At 70.7% G+C, this 16228-nt stretch carries 12 protein-coding genes; 10 read left to right on the top strand and 2 right to left on the bottom strand.

The genetic code is table 11. From position 1 onward, the window contains the following. Positions 1-8 precede the first annotated feature (8 nt). The 5 genes from ACX25U_RS10670 (at position 9) to serA (ending at position 8818) form a co-directional block, all read left to right on the top strand. Positions 9-3158 (top strand): putative bifunctional diguanylate cyclase/phosphodiesterase, encoded by a 3150-nt coding sequence (locus tag ACX25U_RS10670; protein WP_454390926.1) that lies wholly within the window; start codon positions 9-11, stop codon positions 3156-3158. A 242-nt stretch (positions 3159-3400) separates the two neighbouring features. Then, the gene (locus ACX25U_RS10665) at positions 3401-5248 is read left to right on the top strand and encodes an acetolactate synthase large subunit (RefSeq protein ID WP_454390924.1); all 1848 of its coding nucleotides are present in this window, start codon (positions 3401-3403) and stop codon (positions 5246-5248) included. Between the two features lie 20 nt (positions 5249-5268). Then, complete coding sequence (gene ilvN / locus ACX25U_RS10660; RefSeq protein ID WP_454390922.1) at positions 5269-5793, top strand: acetolactate synthase small subunit; 525 nt, start codon at positions 5269-5271, stop codon at positions 5791-5793. 119 nt (positions 5794-5912) lie between these two features. Beyond that, a complete protein-coding gene (gene ilvC / locus ACX25U_RS10655) occupies positions 5913-6911 on the top strand; it encodes a ketol-acid reductoisomerase (RefSeq protein ID WP_454390920.1) in 999 nt (332 codons plus the stop codon). Positions 6912-7228: 317 nt separating this feature from the next. Next, positions 7229-8818 carry a phosphoglycerate dehydrogenase gene (gene serA / locus ACX25U_RS10650; RefSeq protein ID WP_454390918.1) on the top strand — a complete coding sequence of 530 codons (1590 nt, stop codon included), beginning with the start codon at positions 7229-7231 and terminating at the stop codon, positions 8816-8818. 116 nt (positions 8819-8934) lie between these two features. On the opposite strand, the gene ACX25U_RS10645 is transcribed toward serA, so the two are convergent. Beyond that, positions 8935-10458 carry an MFS transporter gene (locus tag ACX25U_RS10645; RefSeq protein WP_454390916.1) on the bottom strand — a complete coding sequence of 508 codons (1524 nt, stop codon included), beginning with the start codon at positions 10456-10458 and terminating at the stop codon, positions 8935-8937. A gap of 97 nt (positions 10459-10555) precedes the next feature. Here ACX25U_RS10645 and ACX25U_RS10640 point away from each other — a divergent pair, with 97 nt between their 5' ends. Then, a complete protein-coding gene (locus tag ACX25U_RS10640) occupies positions 10556-11152 on the top strand; it encodes a TetR/AcrR family transcriptional regulator (protein WP_454390914.1) in 597 nt (198 codons plus the stop codon). Here the strand turns inward: ACX25U_RS10640 and ACX25U_RS10635 are convergent. Continuing rightward, positions 11149-12366 carry a PucR family transcriptional regulator gene (locus tag ACX25U_RS10635; protein ID WP_454390912.1) on the bottom strand — a complete coding sequence of 406 codons (1218 nt, stop codon included), beginning with the start codon at positions 12364-12366 and terminating at the stop codon, positions 11149-11151. The genes ACX25U_RS10640 and ACX25U_RS10635 overlap by 4 nt on opposite strands. Before the next feature lie 160 nt (positions 12367-12526). Here ACX25U_RS10635 and ACX25U_RS10630 point away from each other — a divergent pair, with 160 nt between their 5' ends. From ACX25U_RS10630 to ACX25U_RS10615, 4 genes are all read left to right on the top strand, one after another. Next, the gene (locus ACX25U_RS10630) at positions 12527-13453 is read left to right on the top strand and encodes a proline dehydrogenase family protein (protein WP_454390910.1); all 927 of its coding nucleotides are present in this window, start codon (positions 12527-12529) and stop codon (positions 13451-13453) included. Positions 13454-13503: 50 nt separating this feature from the next. After that, positions 13504-15135 carry an L-glutamate gamma-semialdehyde dehydrogenase gene (gene pruA, locus ACX25U_RS10625; protein ID WP_454390908.1) on the top strand — a complete coding sequence of 544 codons (1632 nt, stop codon included), beginning with the start codon at positions 13504-13506 and terminating at the stop codon, positions 15133-15135. 96 nt (positions 15136-15231) lie between these two features. Next, a complete protein-coding gene (locus tag ACX25U_RS10620) occupies positions 15232-15759 on the top strand; it encodes a GNAT family N-acetyltransferase (protein ID WP_454390906.1) in 528 nt (175 codons plus the stop codon). A gap of 269 nt (positions 15760-16028) precedes the next feature. Then, positions 16029-16160 (top strand): hypothetical protein, encoded by a 132-nt coding sequence (locus ACX25U_RS10615; protein WP_107428693.1) that lies wholly within the window; start codon positions 16029-16031, stop codon positions 16158-16160. The last annotated feature ends 68 nt before the right edge of the window (positions 16161-16228 follow it).

Genomic DNA, 16228 nt, shown 5'->3' with positions numbered 1-16228 from the left:
AGCCCCCGGTGAGCCCGCCGCCGCCCGCCCTGACCGCGCTCAACGGCGCACTGCGGACTCCGTCTTCGCCGGGGACGCCGCTGCCCCGGCCGTCGGCCGCCGGCCGTACAGGACCGGCTCCGCAACTCCTGCTGGCGCTGGTGTGCGCGGGATATGCCGTCGGCTCCGCGTGCGGCTGGGGTTCGAGCGAGGCCGCACTGGTCATGGGCGACTTCGGGCTGAGCGCCGCGGCCGGCACGGCCGCCGTCTCCTGCGCCCTGTACGCGCGCAGCCACCGTGTCCGGTTTCGAAGCGCCTGGCTGCTGTTCGCCCTCTCCTCGGCGATGGCGGCCCTGGGCAACGCGGTCTGGGGATGGTACGAGGTCGTCCTCGACCGGCCCGTGCCCAGCCCCAGCTACGCCGACCTGTTCTTCCTGTGCTTCGCGCCACCCGCGATCGTCGGCCTGCTGGTGCTCGCCAAACGGCCGGCGACGAAGACCGGATGGGTGTGCCTGGCGCTGGACGCCTGGCTGATCGGGGGCTCGCTGCTCACGCTGTCATGGAGCATCGCGCTGGCTCAGGCGGCCAGGTTCGACGGTCCGAGCGTCGCGCACACCGCGCTCTCGCTGGCGTACCCGCTGCTGGACATCGCCCTGGTCAGCATGGTGCTCGCGCTGCACTTCCGGCGCTCCGCGGTCAACCGCACCGCCGTCAACACGGCGATCGGCGCGCTCGCGCTGACCGTGCTGTGCGACGCCCTGTTCACCTCGCCGCTGCTGCACCACAGCTACCGCTCCGGGCAGATGCTCGACGCCGGCTGGTTCGCCGGCTCACTGCTCCTGGCGTACGCCCCCTGGGCCGCGCCCCGCTCCGGACACGCGACCGCCGAGCGGCACGAGGCGCACCGGCACGACGAGGCGCACCGGCACGACGATGTGGACCGGCACGACGATGTGGACCGGCATCACGCGGACCCGCGCGACACGGACCAGTACGCCGTCGACGACCACACGCGCGTGGTCGACACGCACGGGCGCGCCGACGGGCACAGCCGCGTGGTGCACGAGCACGTGCCCGGCCGGCCGCCGACCGCGCGCGCCGCCCACCGCCCTCCGCTCGCGCCGGGCGGTGACCACGACCGGTATCCGACCAGCCGGCCCATCGCGGCCCTCACCCCGTACCTCGCCGCCGCCGTGTGCACACTGGGGGTCCTCTGCAACGTGCTCAACGGCCACAGCGTCGACCGCGTGGTGCTGATCACCGCGGGCGCCGTCGTGCTGGCCCTCGTCGTGCGCCAGGGCATCGTGCTGCGTGACAACATCGCCCTCACCCAGGAACTGGCCCAGCAGGAGAACCACTTCCGCTCCCTGGTGCAGGGCTCCAGCGACGTCATCATGATCGCCGCGCCCAACGGCATCCTGCGGTACGTCTCCCCGGCCGCCGCCGGGGTGTACGGGCGGCCCGCGGAGGAACTGGTCGGCACCGAGCTGGCCAATCTCATCCACCCGGAGGACCTGGGCTGCGTGGTGCACGAGGTGCGCCGCTTCCTGGTCGCGAGCCCCCTGCAGGAGCCCACCACGCGCATCGAGTGCCGCTTCCGGTCCGGCGACGGCGGCTGGCTCAACGTGGAGTCGACCATCAACCGCCACCACGGCGGCCTCATCCTCAACAGCCGGGACGTGACCGAGAGGGTGCGCCTGCAGGCGCAGCTCCAGCACAACGCCGAGCACGACCCGCTCACCGACCTGCCCAACCGCGCGCTGTTCACCAGGCGCGTGCAGCAGGCCCTGTCCGGCCGCCGCTCGACCGACCGCGGCACGGCCGTGCTCTTCATCGACCTCGACGGCTTCAAGGCCGTCAACGACACGATCGGGCACCAGGCCGGGGACGAGCTGCTCGTCCAGGCCGCCCGCAGACTTCAGGAGGCGGTCCGGCACGGCGACACCGCCTCCCGGCTCGGCGGCGACGAGTTCGCGGCCCTCATCGTCGGGGACGGCACCCGCGACCGCACCGCCCGTGAAGGGCACATCCTGGAGCTCGCCGACCGCCTCAGGGTGACGCTGTCGCAGCCGTACCTCATCGACGGCAACGACGCCCGTGTCGCCGCGTCCATCGGCGTGGCCTTCGCCGAACCGGGCCTGGGCGCGGGGGAGTTGCTGCGCAACGCCGATCTCGCCATGTACCGGGCCAAGGCGGCCGGCAAGGGCCGGGTCGAGCTGTACAAGCCGCAGATGCAGCAGGACGTCGTCCGCAAGGCGGAGCTGGCCACCCGGCTCAGGTCCGCGCTGCACGACGGCGAGTTCACCCTGCTGCACCAGCCGGTGGTCCGCCTGGAGGACGGCCGGATCACCTCGGTCGCCGCCCAGGCGCGCTGGCGTTCCTCCCAGGGGGTGCTGTTCACGCCCGCGGAGTTCCTGCGGGTGGCCGAGGACAGCGACAGGACCGCCGAGCTGGGCCGCTGGATGCTGGAGGAGGCGGTCGAGCAGGCCGCCGAGCGCGCCGCGACGGGACCGACCGTGCCCGTGGTGGTCCGGATGGGCGCCCGCCGCCTGGTGGACCGTTCGCTGCCGCCCGGCTCCGTGGAGGCCCTGCTGACCCGGCACGGGCTGCCGTCCGGGGCGCTGATGATCGAGCTGTCCGACACCGACCCGCGAGCGCCGCTGGACGAGCTGGAGCGGCGCCTGGCCGCCCTCCGGCGGCTCGGTGTGCGGATCGCGCTGGACGGCTTCGGCAGCGGCCACGGGGCCGTCACGGCCCTCAGAAGGCTCCCCGCCGACGTGCTCAGGCTCGACCGCGGCCTGGTCGAGGGCGTCGTCGAGTCCGCCCGGCTGCACAAGATCACAAGTGGGCTGCTGCGCATCGCCGCCGACCTCGGGCTGCAGTCGGTGGCCGACGGCGTGGACCTGCCCGAGCAGGTCGTGGCTCTGCGCGCGATGGGCTGTACGCACGGGCAGGGCATGGCCCTCTCGGGGCCGCTGGACGAGTACCGGCTGCGCCGGGCGCTCACCCGCGGCCACTGTCCGGTGCCGCACGGTCCGGCCGAACCGGCGTTCGCCGGGGGAGGCGCGGGGGTGCGCGCCGGCGGGGTGCCGGCCGTTCTCGGCGGCACGGCCGTCCTGGGTTCGCACAACGCGACCGCCCTGAGCCCACATAATGAGACGCGCGTCCCACCCGCTTGACATCGGGTGCGTGCCGGAGGGAGGGTCAGTGCCATGCGCACCCGAATCCTCGTACTTGGACAGCGCGTCGGCTGAGCTGGGACCCACCGGACGACGATCCGGACACCCAGCGACCTTCACCGACGCGCTCCCCTCGCTTGCCTTGTGGCACGAGGGGTTTTTTGTTGCACGAGCACCGATCGTGCAGCGCCGCAACTCTCTCAAACCTCGCAAAAACCCTCAGCATCGAGAAGAGAATGCCGATGACCGAGCAGGCCACCGGGGCCCCTCACCCGCATCCGCGGCCCCGATCCGGAGGACACCAGTCCGCGCCCGAGCACGTCACGGGTGCGCAGTCCCTCATCCGCTCTCTCGAGGAGGTCGGCGCCGACACCGTATTCGGCATTCCCGGCGGTGCGATCCTTCCCGCCTACGATCCGCTGATGGACTCCGGCCGGGTGCGCCACGTCCTGGTCCGGCACGAGCAGGGCGCCGGTCACGCGGCCACCGGCTACGCGCAGGCCACCGGCAAGGTCGGCGTCTGCATGGCCACCTCCGGCCCCGGTGCCACCAACCTGGTCACCCCGATCGCCGACGCCCACATGGACTCCGTCCCGCTGGTCGCGATCACCGGCCAGGTCGCGTCCTCGTCGATCGGCACGGACGCCTTCCAGGAGGCGGACATCGTCGGCATCACCATGCCGATCACCAAGCACAACTTCCTGGTCACCAAGGCCGAGGACATCCCCCGGGTGATCGCGCAGGCGTTCCACATCGCCTCCACCGGCCGCCCCGGCCCGGTCCTCGTCGACATCGCCAAGGACGCCCTCCAGGCGAAGACCACCTTCTCCTGGCCTCCGGTCATGGACCTGCCCGGCTACCGGCCCGTCACCAAGCCGCACGCCAAGCAGATCCGCGAGGCGGCCAGGCTCATCACCTCCGCGAGGCGGCCCGTGCTCTACGTCGGCGGCGGTGTCATCAAGGCCGGCGCCACCGCCGAACTGAAGGTCCTCGCGGAACTCACCGGAGCGCCCGTCACCACCACCCTGATGGCGCTCGGCGCATTCCCCGACAGCCACCCGCTGCACGTGGGAATGCCGGGCATGCACGGTGCGGTCACCGCCGTCACCGCGCTGCAGAAGGCCGACCTGATCGTCGCCCTCGGAGCCCGCTTCGACGACCGCGTCACCGGCAAGCTGGACAGCTTCGCCCCGTACGCCAAGATCGTCCACGCCGACATCGACCCGGCCGAGATCGGCAAGAACCGCGCCGCCGACGTGCCGATCGTCGGGGACGCCCGCGAGGTCATCGCCGACCTGGTCCAGGCCGTGCAGAAGGAGCACGCCGAGGGCCACCGAGGCGACTACACCGCCTGGTGGAACGACCTCAACCGCTGGCGCGAGACCTACCCGCTCGGCTACGACCAGCCCGAGGACGGCTCGCTGTCCCCGCAGCAGGTCATCGAGCGCATCGGACAGCTCGCCCCCGAGGGCACGATCTTCGCCGCCGGTGTCGGCCAGCACCAGATGTGGGCCGCGCACTTCATCCAGTACGACAGGCCCGCCACCTGGCTGAACTCCGGCGGCGCCGGAACCATGGGCTACGCCGTCCCGGCCGCCATGGGCGCCAAGGCCGGACAGCCCGGCAGGACCGTCTGGGCGATCGACGGCGACGGCTGCTTCCAGATGACGAACCAGGAGCTCACCACCTGCGCCCTGAACAACATCCCGATCAAGGTCGCCATCATCAACAACGGCGCCCTCGGGATGGTCCGCCAGTGGCAGACCCTGTTCTACAACCAGCGGTACTCCAACACGGTGCTGCACTCCGGCCCGGACGACGTCAACCCTCAGGCCAGGGGCACCCGCGTCCCGGACTTCGTGAAGCTGTCGGAGGCGATGGGCTGCTACGCCCTCCGCTGCGAGTCCCCCGACGACCTCGACAAGGTCATCGCGGAGGCCAACTCCGTCAACGACCGTCCGGTCGTCGTCGACTTCATCGTCCACGAGGACGCGATGGTGTGGCCGATGGTCGCCGCCGGCACCTCCAACGACGAGATCATGGCCGCCCGGGACGTCCGCCCCGACTTCGGCGACAACGAAGACGACTGACAGAGAGCTGAGTGAGAACCATGTCCAAGCACACCCTCTCGGTCCTCGTCGAGAACACGCCCGGCATCCTCGCCCGGATCGCCGCGCTGTTCTCCCGCCGCGGGTTCAACATCGACTCCCTCGCGGTCGGCGTCACCGAGCACCCCGACATCTCCCGCATCACCATCGTGGTCAGCGTCGAGGACTTCCCGCTGGAGCAGGTGACCAAGCAGCTCAACAAGCTCGTCAACGTGTTCAAGATCGTCGAGCTGGAGCCCTCGCAGGCCGTGCAGCGCGAACTCGTCCTGGTGAAGGTGCGCGCCGACAACGAGACGCGCTCCCAGATCGTCGAGATCGTGCAGCTGTTCCGCGCCAAGACCGTCGACGTCTCCCCGGAGGCCGTCACGATCGAGGCCACCGGGGCCAGCGACAAGCTGGCCGCCATGCTCAAGATGCTGGAGCCGTTCGGCATCAAGGAACTGGTCCAGTCCGGCACGATCGCGATCGGACGCGGCGCCCGTTCGATCACCGACCGGTCGCTGCGCGCCCTGGACCGTTCGGCATAACCCGGTGTGCGGGCGGCCGGGTGACACCGGCCGCCCGGATACCGAGACTCCGAGACTTCCCGTCCCCTCACCGTCATACGGTGGGACGCACAACCTGCACACCAAGGAGAGAACCCAAAGTGGCCGAGCTGTTCTACGACGCTGACGCCGACCTGTCCATCATCCAGGGCCGCAAGGTCGCGGTCATCGGCTACGGCAGCCAGGGCCACGCCCACGCCCTGTCGCTGCGCGACTCCGGTGTCGACGTGCGGGTCGGTCTGCACGAGGGCTCCAAGTCCAAGGCCAAGGCCGAGGAGCAGGGCCTGCGCGTGGTCACCCCGGCCGAGGCCGCCGCCGAGGCCGACGTCATCATGATCCTGGTCCCGGACCCGATCCAGTCCCAGGTCTACGAGGAGTCCATCGCCCCGAACCTGAAGGACGGCGACGCGCTGTTCTTCGGCCACGGCTTCAACATCCGCTTCGGCTTCATCAAGCCCCCGGCCGGCGTGGACGTCTGCATGGTCGCCCCGAAGGGCCCGGGCCACCTGGTGCGCCGCCAGTACGAGGAGGGCCGCGGCGTCCCCTGCATCGTGGCCGTCGAACAGGACGCCTCCGGCAACGCCTTCGCGCTGGCCCTGTCGTACGCCAAGGGCATCGGCGGCACCCGCGCCGGCGTCATCAAGACCACCTTCACCGAGGAGACCGAGACCGACCTGTTCGGTGAGCAGGCCGTCCTGTGCGGTGGCACCGCGGCGCTGGTGAAGGCCGGCTTCGAGACCCTGGTCGAGGCGGGCTACCAGCCGGAGATCGCCTACTTCGAGTGCCTGCACGAGCTGAAGCTGATCGTCGACCTCATGTACGAGGGCGGCCTGGAGAAGATGCGCTGGTCGATCTCCGAGACCGCCGAGTGGGGCGACTACGTCACCGGCCCGCGCATCATCACCGACACCACCAAGGCCGAGATGAAGAAGGTCCTCGCCGAGATCCAGGACGGCTCCTTCGCCCGCACCTGGATGGACGAGTACCACGGCGGTCTGAAGAAGTACAACGAGTACAAGAAGCAGGACTCCGAGCACCTGCTGGAGACCACCGGCAAGGAGCTGCGCAAGCTCATGAGCTGGGTGAACGAGGAGGCGTAGGCCTCACCCGAGGGGCCGGAGCGGCACAGCTCCGGCCCCTTCGGCGAACCCGGAGTAACGTCGGAGTCCCCGGTGGACGCGCGACGTTGTCCACCCCGTCCAGCCACGGACGGGTGATCCTTCCGCAGCGGCGTAATACGACGCACGCGGCGCCACTACACTGCTGCACAACAACGCGTCAGGCCCACAGCGTCGTGCGTCTTCCACGCGGCCAAGCGACACCGAGGAAGTCACGGACACGTCCCCGGCGCCGCTCCCTCCTCCGCCCGCGGCCGTCGGGACGGCCGTCCGCATGCTTTGGACTTGTGAGGACTCACGTGAGCTCGAAACCCGTCGTACTCATCGCTGAAGAGCTGTCGCCCGCCACCGTCGACGCGCTCGGCCCGGACTTCGAGATCCGGCACTGCAACGGCGCGGACCGGGCCGAACTGCTGCCGGCCATCGCCGACGTGGACGCGATCCTGATCCGCTCGGCCACCAAGGTGGACGCGGAGGCCATCGCCGCGGCGAACAAGCTCAAGGTCGTCGCCCGCGCCGGCGTCGGCCTGGACAACGTCGACGTCCCCGCCGCCACCAAGGCCGGCGTGATGGTCGTCAACGCCCCGACCTCCAACATCGTGACCGCCGCCGAGCTGGCCTGCGGTCTGATCGTCGCCACCGCCCGCAACATCCCGCAGGCCAACGCCGCGCTGAAGAACGGCGAGTGGAAGCGCAGCAAGTACACCGGCGTCGAGCTCGCCGAGAAGACCCTCGGCGTCGTCGGCCTCGGCCGCATCGGCGCCCTGGTCGCCCAGCGCATGTCCGCCTTCGGCATGAGGGTCGTCGCCTACGACCCCTACGTGCAGCCCGCGCGGGCCGCGCAGATGGGCGTCAAGGTGCTGACCCTGGACGAGCTGCTCGAGGTCTCCGACTTCATCACCGTCCACCTGCCCAAGACCTCCGAGACGATCGGCCTGATCGGCGAGGAGGCGCTGCGCAAGGTCAAGCCGAGCGTGCGCGTCATCAACGCCGCGCGCGGGGGCATCGTCGACGAGGAGGCGCTGTACTCGGCGCTCAAGGAGGGCCGCGTCGCGGGCGCCGGCCTGGACGTGTACGCCAAGGAGCCGTGCACGGACTCCCCGCTGTTCGAGTTCGACCAGGTCGTCTGCACCCCGCACCTCGGCGCGTCGACGGACGAGGCCCAGGAGAAGGCCGGCATCGCCGTCGCCAAGTCCGTCCGCCTCGCCCTCGCCGGTGAGCTGGTGCCGGACGCGGTCAACGTCCAGGGCGGCGTCATCGCCCAGGACGTCAAGCCGGGTCTGCCGCTCGCCGAGAAGCTCGGCCGCATCTTCACCGCGCTCGCGGGCGAGGTCGCCGCCCGCCTCGACGTCGAGGTCTACGGCGAGATCACCCAGCACGACGTGAAGGTGCTCGAACTCTCCGCGCTCAAGGGCGTCTTCGAGGACGTCGTCGACGAGACGGTGTCCTACGTCAACGCGCCCCTGTTCGCCCAGGAGCGCGGCGTGGAGGTACGTCTGACCACCAGCTCGGAGTCGACCGACCACCGCAACGTCGTCACCGTGCGCGGCACGCTCGCCGACGGCGAGGAGGTGTCCGTCTCCGGCACGCTGGCCGGGCCGAAGCACCTGCAGAAGATCGTCGCGGTCGGTGACTACGACGTCGACCTCGCGCTCGCCGACCACATGGTCGTCCTGCGCTACGAGGACCGTCCCGGCGTCGTCGGCACGGTCGGCCGGATCATCGGCGAGGCCGGCATCAACATCGCCGGTATGCAGGTCGCGCGCGCGACGGCGGGCGGCGAGGCGCTGGCGGTGCTGACCGTCGACGACACGGTGCCCTCCGGGGTGCTCGCGGAGGTTGCCGAGGAGATCGGGGCGACGTCCGCCCGTTCGGTGAACCTGGTCTGAGGGTGCCGTCCGGGGGCTGCGCCCCCCAGGCCCCCTTCGGCCTGAACGGCCTCGTCCTCAAACGCCGGACGGGCTGCTTGAGCTCGTCCGGCGTTTTCCTGTGCTGTGGGTGGCTCTCAGGCCCTGACGTGGATCCGTCGCAGCGTGGCCGCCGACCCGATCGCCGCGAGGAGCAGTACCGCCGTCCCCGCGAGCGCCGCGCCGTGCATTCCGTTGGTGAAGGCGTCCCGGGCGGCGGTCGCCAGGGCGTCTCCCGCGCGCCCCGGGAGCTGCCCGGCGACGGCCAGCGCGCCGCCCAGGGTCTCGTGGGCCGCGGCCGGGGCCGAGGACGGGATCTCGTGGCGGTAGATCCCCGTACCGATCGAGCCGAGCACCGCCATCCCCAGCGCGCCGCCGAACTCCGAGCCGGTCTCCAGCAGTGAGGAGGCCGCGCCCGCCTTCTCCACCGGGGCCGCGCCCAGCGCCAGGTCGGTCATCTGGGACATCACCATCACGGCGCCGGAGGCGAGCACGCCGCTCGCGACCAGCAGCAGCCAGAGGGAGTCCGTGTCGGCCAAGGCCAGCATCCCGTAGCCCGCCGCGGTGATCGCGAAGCCCGCGGTGACGACGTACGCCCGGTTGACACCCTTCTGGACGAGCGCTGCCGCGATCGGCGCGGCCATCCCGATCGGCACCGACGGCAGCAGCCCCCACAGGGCCGCCTCCATCGCGCTCTTGCCGAGCACCGACTGCAGGTACTGCGTCGTGAAGAAGGCCGAGCCCATCATCGCGAACGACGACACGAGGTTCAGGACCACCGCGGGAGCGAAACCCCGGCCGCGGAACAGGGTCGGCGAGATCATCGGCGAGACCACCGTGCGCTGGCGGTGGACGAAGAGGGCGGCGAAGAGCAGGCCGACGGTGATCGAGACGACGTAGAGCGGATGCCAGCCCTCGGAGGGGATCTCCTTCAGGCCGTAGATCACCGGGAGCACCGCCGCCATCGACAGCGGCACGCTGAGGAGGTCGAAGCGGCCGGGCTCGGGGTTCTTCGACTCGGGCAGCAGGAGCGGGCCGAGCACCAGCAGCAGCGCCATCGCGGGCAGGTTGACCAGGAACACCGAGCCCCACCAGAAGAACTGGACCAGAACACCGCTCAGCACGGAGCCGAGCGCGACCCCGCCGGCCATCACGCCCGACCAGATGCCGATCGCCTTCACGCGCTGGGCGGGGTCGGTGAACATCGTGCGGACCAGCGCCATCGTCGACGGCATCAGAGTCGCGCCGCCGATACCGAGGACCGCGCGGGCGGCGATCAGCGTCCCGGCGCTGTTCGCGTACGCCGCCACCAGGGAGGCGGCGCCGAACGCGGCGGCCCCGATCAGCAGCAGCCTGCGGCGGCCGATGCGGTCGCCGAGCGAGCCCATCGTCATCAGCAGGCCGGCCAGGACGAACGCGTAGATGTCGAAGATCCACAGCTGCTGCGTGCCGCTCGGCTCCAGGTCCGTGCTGATCGCGGGGATGGCGAAGTACAGGACCGAGACGTCCATCGAGACCAGCAGCAACGGCAGCATCAGCACACCGAGGGCGGTCCATTCGCGGCGCCCCGCGCGCGGCGGGGTGGCAGAGGGGGGCGTGGTGGTGCTCGTCGGGTTCGTCATGCCCGGTAATGTACAAGCGTCTTAAACGCTTGTCTAGAACGCTTGTATAAGTCATTCGTCTAGGACGGTTGTATGGATCGCGGGTAGGGTGGTCGGCATGGGACACCGTGAGGACCTCCTCGAGGGCGCCAAGCGCTGCCTGTTGCAGAAAGGGTTCGTGCGCACGACCGCGCGCGACATCGTCAAGGAGTCGGGGGCCAACCTCGCCTCGATCGGCTACCACTACGGATCGAAGGACGCGCTGCTGGTCCAGGCGTACGTCTCGCTGATCGAAGACGTGGCGGCGGGTACGGGCCCCGGCTGGGGTGCCACGGGTGGCGAGGTGGCGGCGCCCCTCGGGTCGCTGGAGCGCTTCCAGCAGGTGTGGGCGGACGTCATCCGCTCGCTCCCCGAGTCGCGGGCGATCTGGCTGCTGAGCTTTGAGCTCGTCCTCCAGGGGGACCGGGTTCCCCAGGTGCGCCGGCTGCTGGGCGAGGCTCAGCGGGAGGGGCGTTCGGGCCTGGTGTCCTTGTTCACCGGCATCCCGGAGAACGAGCTCGACAAGCAGACCATCAACACGGAGGGCCGCTTCTACCAGACCCTTCTCAACGGGCTCATGGTGCAGTGGCTCTTCGACCCGGACTCCGCGACCGACGCGGACCAGTTGACGGAGGGACTGCGCCGGGTCATCGCGGGGACCGGGCGCAGTTCCTAGAGCCGCGCCGCCTTCAGTGCCATGTGCAGCAGCAGGCGGTCCTCGCCGTCGTCCAGGTCGAGGCCGGTGAGCCGCTCCACCCGCGACAGGCGGTAGTAGAGGGTCTGGCGGTGGATGCCCAGCTCGGCGGCGGTGCGGCCGGCCTGGCCCGCGCAGTCGAGGTAGACCTCGGCGGTGCGGGCCAGCTCCCGATGGGCGGGGGAGAGGAGGTCGTGCAGGGCGGGGTCGTGGGCGGCCTCCGGCGGCAGGCCGGTGAGCAGCCGGTACGGCCCGATCGCCGCCCACTGCGCCACAGGACCCAGCCGCGGCTCCGCCAGCGCGGCCCGCGCGGCCGCCGACGCCTCCGCCCAGGCCGTACCGAGCTCGGCGAGCCCGACCCGGGCGGCGGAGACCCCGGCGGCGACCCCACCGGCAGCGGTACCGTCGGCCGGTCCTGTCCCGCCGGCCCCCTCCAGCAGCCGCGCCGCCGCCGACACCGCCGGTGTCAGCGTGTCCGTGGAGCGCAGCCGGACCAGCAGCGCCAGGCTCTGGTCGGTGGTTCCCCAGGGGACCGTGCACAGCGCCCTGGCGCCCGGCAGGGCGCGCACCGACGGGGCGTCGTCCGGGTCGGCCGACGGCCAGGGGGCCACACACACCACCGTGTGCGGACCGTCCGCGCGGACCCCCAGGGCCGTACGCAGCTCCGCCACCGCCATGTCCCGCGGCCACCCCCGCTCGGCGGTCAGCGCCGCCCGCAGCTCCCGGGTGAGGTCCGCGCCGTGCTGGGCCTCGTCCGCGAGCAGGGCGCCGATCCGTCCGGTCACCCGCATGGCGGCGGCCAGCTGCTGTTCGGTGGGTCCCGGGTCGTAGTCCAGGAGCCAGACGTAGCCGAGGACGACACCCCGATGGCGTACCGGAAGGCAGATCCGTCCCCGGTACACGCCCGCCTCCACAGTCCGCGGGATCCGCACCGGCCCGGTCGCGCGGGTGATGCCGAAGCTTTCGAACCAGCGGCGGACCGCCGCCGTGGAGCGGCGGGTGAGGATCGAGCGGGTGCGCACCGGGTCCAGGGCCGACGGGTCCAGGTCGCCCTCGCTGTCGTAGGCGCCGAAGGCGATCAGCTCGAAGTTCCGGTTCTCCAGCGTGGCCGGCGCGCCGAGCAGCTCCGAGATCTCGTCGACCAGCTCCTGGTAGTCACCCTTGTTGTCGGCCGTCACGCGGGCATTCTCCCGCATGTCCCCAGGGCCTTCATACAACTGTCTGAGATCCAGGGCACGGATGCGTGACAGCTGTCGATGGCCGACGACCTGAAGAATCCTTTACTTTCACGGTGGTTCTCCGTGCCGCCCCGAACCATCGGGTTTCGGCCTTGTTCACCTTGTTTGGAGGTGCCCCGTGCTGGGTCCCGTGATTCTTGCCGCGTCGCGCAGCGACCGGATGCGACGCCTGATCTCGGCGGCCCCGGTGACCAAGCAGGTCGTCGACCGCTTCATCCCCGGTGAGACCGTGGACGACATCGTCCCGATCATCGGGGACCTGACCGGCCGGGGCCTGGAGCTGACCATGGACGTGGTCGGCGAGGACATCACCACCCCCGCGCAGGCCGCCGCCGCGCGCGACGCGTACCTGGGGCTCATCGACCGGATCAAGGAGCTGCGGCTCGGCCCGAAGGTCGAGATGTCCGTGAAGCTGTCGATGTTCGGCCAGGCGCTGGAGAACGGGCACGAGCTGGCCCTCGCCAACGTCCGCCCGGTCGTCGAGGCCGCCGCCGCCATCGGTACGACGGTCACGCTGGACGCCGAGGACCACACCACCCTCGACTCGATGTTCGCCATCCACGAGGAGCTGCGGAAGGACTTCCCGCAGACCGGCTGCGTCATCCAGGCCTACCTCTTCCGCACCGAGGCCGACGCCCGCCGCCTCGCCGCGAACGGCAGCCGGGTGCGCCTGGTGAAGGGCGCCTACAAGGAGCCCGCCGAGGTCGCTCACCAGAACAAGCACGAGATCGACAAGGCGTACGTCCGCGTCCTGCGCATCCTGATGGAGGGCGACGGGTACCCGATGATCGGCTCCCACGATCCGCGGATCATCAGCATCGCCCAGGAACTCGCCCGGAGGGCCCGGCGCAAGCCGGCCGAGTACGAGTTCCAGATGCTGTACGGCATCCGCAGCGACGAGCACCTGCGGCTGGCCGCCGAGGGCCACCGCATGCGCGTCTACACCGCCTACGGCACCGACTGGTACGGCTACTTCATGCGCCGACTGGCGGAGAAGCCGGCGAACCTGCGCTTCTTCGTCCGCTCGATGGTCAGCAAGGGCTGAGCCCCCACCACACGCTCAACACACCGCTCAAGTCAAGGAGTTCGGATCACATGGACGCTGTGACCCAGGTCCCCACCCCCGTCAACGAGCCGGTGCACGGCTACGCTCCCGGCTCTCCCGAGCGCGCCCGGCTGGAGGTCAAGCTCAAGGAGCTGGCCGAGAACCCGATCGACCTGCCCTGCACCATCAACGGTGAGAAGCGCATGGGCGGCGGCGAGTCCTTCGAGGTCGTCCAGCCCCACAACCACAAGGCCGTCCTCGGCACCTACCGCAACGCCACGAAGGCGGACGCCCAGGACGCCGTCGACGCCGCCCTCGCCGCGGCTCCGGCCTGGCGTGCGATGTCCTTCGACGACCGTGCCGCGATCATCCTGCGCGCCGCCGAACTGCTGTCCGGCCCGTGGCGCGAGACGATCGCCGCCTCCACGATGCTCGGCCAGTCCAAGACCGCGCAGCAGGCGGAGATCGACAGCCCCTGCGAGCTGGTCGACTTCTGGCGCTTCAACGTGCACTACGCCCGCCAGATCCTGGCCGAGCAGCCCCCGGCCAACTCCCCGGGCGTGTGGAACCGTCTGGACCACCGTCCGCTGGAGGGCTTCGTCTACGCGATCACGCCGTTCAACTTCTCGGCGATCGCGGCCAACCTGCCCACCGCGCCGGCCCTCATGGGCAACGTGGTGATCTGGAAGCCGTCCCCGACCCAGACCCACGCCGCCGTACTGCTCATGCAGCTGCTGGAGGAGGCGGGTCTGCCCAAGGGCGTCATCAACCTCCTGACCGGTGACGGCATCGAGGTCTCCGAGGTCGCCCTGAACCACCGTGACCTGGCCGGCATCCACTTCACCGGTTCGACCAAGACCTTCCAGTACCTGTGGAAGACGGTCGGCAACAACATCGAGAAGTACCGCTCCTACCCGCGCCTGGTCGGCGAGACCGGCGGCAAGGACTTCGTGGTGGCCCACCCGTCGGCCGACCGCGCGGTGCTGAAGACCGCCCTGACCCGCGGTGCCTTCGAGTACCAGGGCCAGAAGTGCTCGGCGACCTCCCGGGCGTACATCCCGGCGTCCATCTGGAACTCCGGCTTCAAGGAGGAGTTCGCCTCCGAGGTCGACTACCTGACGATGGGTGACGTCACCGACCTGTCGAACTTCATCGGCGCGGTCATCGACGAGCGCTCCTTCGCGAAGAACAAGGCCGCGATCGACCGGGCCAAGGAGGACCCGACCTGCACGATCGTGGCGGGCGGCACCTACGACGACTCGGTCGGCTACTTCGTCCGCCCGACCGTCATCGAGTGCACCGACCCGGAGAACGAGGTCTTCACCACCGAGTACTTCGGCCCGATCCTCGCGGTGTACGTCTACGAGGATGACAAGTACGACGAGATGCTGACCCAGATGGAGTCGGTGTCGGACTACGCCCTCACCGGCTCGGTCGTCGCGGGCGACCGTGCGGCGGCGGCGTACACGATGGAGAAGCTGCGCTACGCGGCCGGCAACTTCTACATCAACGACAAGTCGACCGGCGCCGTGGTCGGCCAGCAGCCCTTCGGCGGCGGCCGCGCCTCCGGCACCAACGACAAGGCCGGCGCCCCGCAGAACCTGATGCGCTGGACCCTGACCCGGGCCATCAAGGAAACCCTGGTCCCGTCGACCGACTACACCTACCCGCACATGGGCTGACCCCTGCGCGGCACCCCTGAACTCCGCCTCCGTCCCGAACGCATTTCTCCGGGCCGGGGGCGGCGTCATACCGGGACCGCCCGGAATACTGGTCCGATGGCCGTCACCGTCCGCACCGCCCACACCGCCGACCTCACCCCCGCCGAACTCCGTGCCGTCCGCGGGCTGTTGGACGACGCCTTCGAGGGGGGCCTCGGGGACGAGGACTGGGACCACACCCTGGGGGGTGTCCATGTGCTCGTGTCCGACGGGCGTGGGCTCGCCGGGCACGGGGCCGTGGTGATGCGACGGGTGCGGTACCGGGGGCGGTGGGTGCGGGTCGGGTATGTCGAGGGGGTGGCGGTACGGCGGGAGGCGCGGCGGGCCGGGATCGGTGGCCGGGTGATGGCCGTGCTGGAGGGGGTCGTCACGCGTGCGTACGCGTTCGGGGCGCTGTCCGCGACCGAGGACGGGGCCCGTTTGTACGAGGCCCGCGGCTGGCGGGTGTGGGGCGGGCGGATCTGTGCGCTGGGTCCGGACGGCGTGGTGCGGCTGCGTGAGGAGGAGGGGGCCGTGTATGTGTGGCCCGCGGTCGAGGCGGATGCCGAGCTGGTCTTCGACTGGCGTGACGGGGATGTTCTCTGACCTGGCCGGGTGAGGAGAAAGCGCAGGTCAGGAGAGTGTGACCCAATCCACCGTCTCAGATAGTAGGAAGTCCGAGTAATTGTGGAGACAGGCGCCCGCTCCTCACTTAGCTTTGTAGAAGCCGAACGTCTCGCTCGATCAAGCGAATGGCGGTCGTGAGCCGGGCCCCTGTGCAGGACACCCCTGCGGCACCGCTTCCCGCCCCTTCCGGCGTCTTCCACCCTCTTGCGCTTTCCGCACTCCGCGTGTGCCGAAGGAGTCGATGCCCCATGGCCGCAACTGCCGTCCGCCGCCGCGTCCGCCACACCTCCCGTGCGAGCGAGTCCGACCGCAAGAACGCCGCCGCCGCCCTCCAGCGCGCCCTCGACCGCCGCGACAACGGCGGCGAGACCGGCCACTGAGCCGTACCTCACCCACCTCCGCCCTCCTCCGTCCGGGCGTCCATATCGCGGACGCGGCGTGTCATCTC

This window comes from Streptomyces sp. JNUCC 63, from assembly GCF_054366325.1.
The sequence above is the reverse complement of the archived record's forward strand: the minus strand, read 5'-3'. Positions and strand labels throughout refer to the sequence as shown.

Bases quoted from the DNA above. Each gene is read 5' to 3' on its own strand.
- ACX25U_RS10645 (WP_454390916.1), bottom strand. From the start codon at position 10,458: ATGACGAACCCGACGAGCACCACCACGCCCCCCTCTGCCACCCCGCCG.
- pruA (WP_454390908.1), top strand. From the start codon at position 13,504: ATGGACGCTGTGACCCAGGTCCCCACCCCCGTCAACGAGCCGGTGCAC.
- ACX25U_RS10615 (WP_107428693.1), top strand. From the start codon at position 16,029: ATGGCCGCAACTGCCGTCCGCCGCCGCGTCCGCCACACCTCCCGTGCG.
- ACX25U_RS10620 (WP_454390906.1), top strand. From the start codon at position 15,232: ATGGCCGTCACCGTCCGCACCGCCCACACCGCCGACCTCACCCCCGCC.
- ACX25U_RS10640 (WP_454390914.1), top strand. From the start codon at position 10,556: ATGGGACACCGTGAGGACCTCCTCGAGGGCGCCAAGCGCTGCCTGTTG.
- ilvN (WP_454390922.1), top strand. From the start codon at position 5,269: ATGTCCAAGCACACCCTCTCGGTCCTCGTCGAGAACACGCCCGGCATC.
- ACX25U_RS10665 (WP_454390924.1), top strand. From the start codon at position 3,401: ATGACCGAGCAGGCCACCGGGGCCCCTCACCCGCATCCGCGGCCCCGA.
- ACX25U_RS10635 (WP_454390912.1), bottom strand. From the start codon at position 12,366: ATGCGGGAGAATGCCCGCGTGACGGCCGACAACAAGGGTGACTACCAG.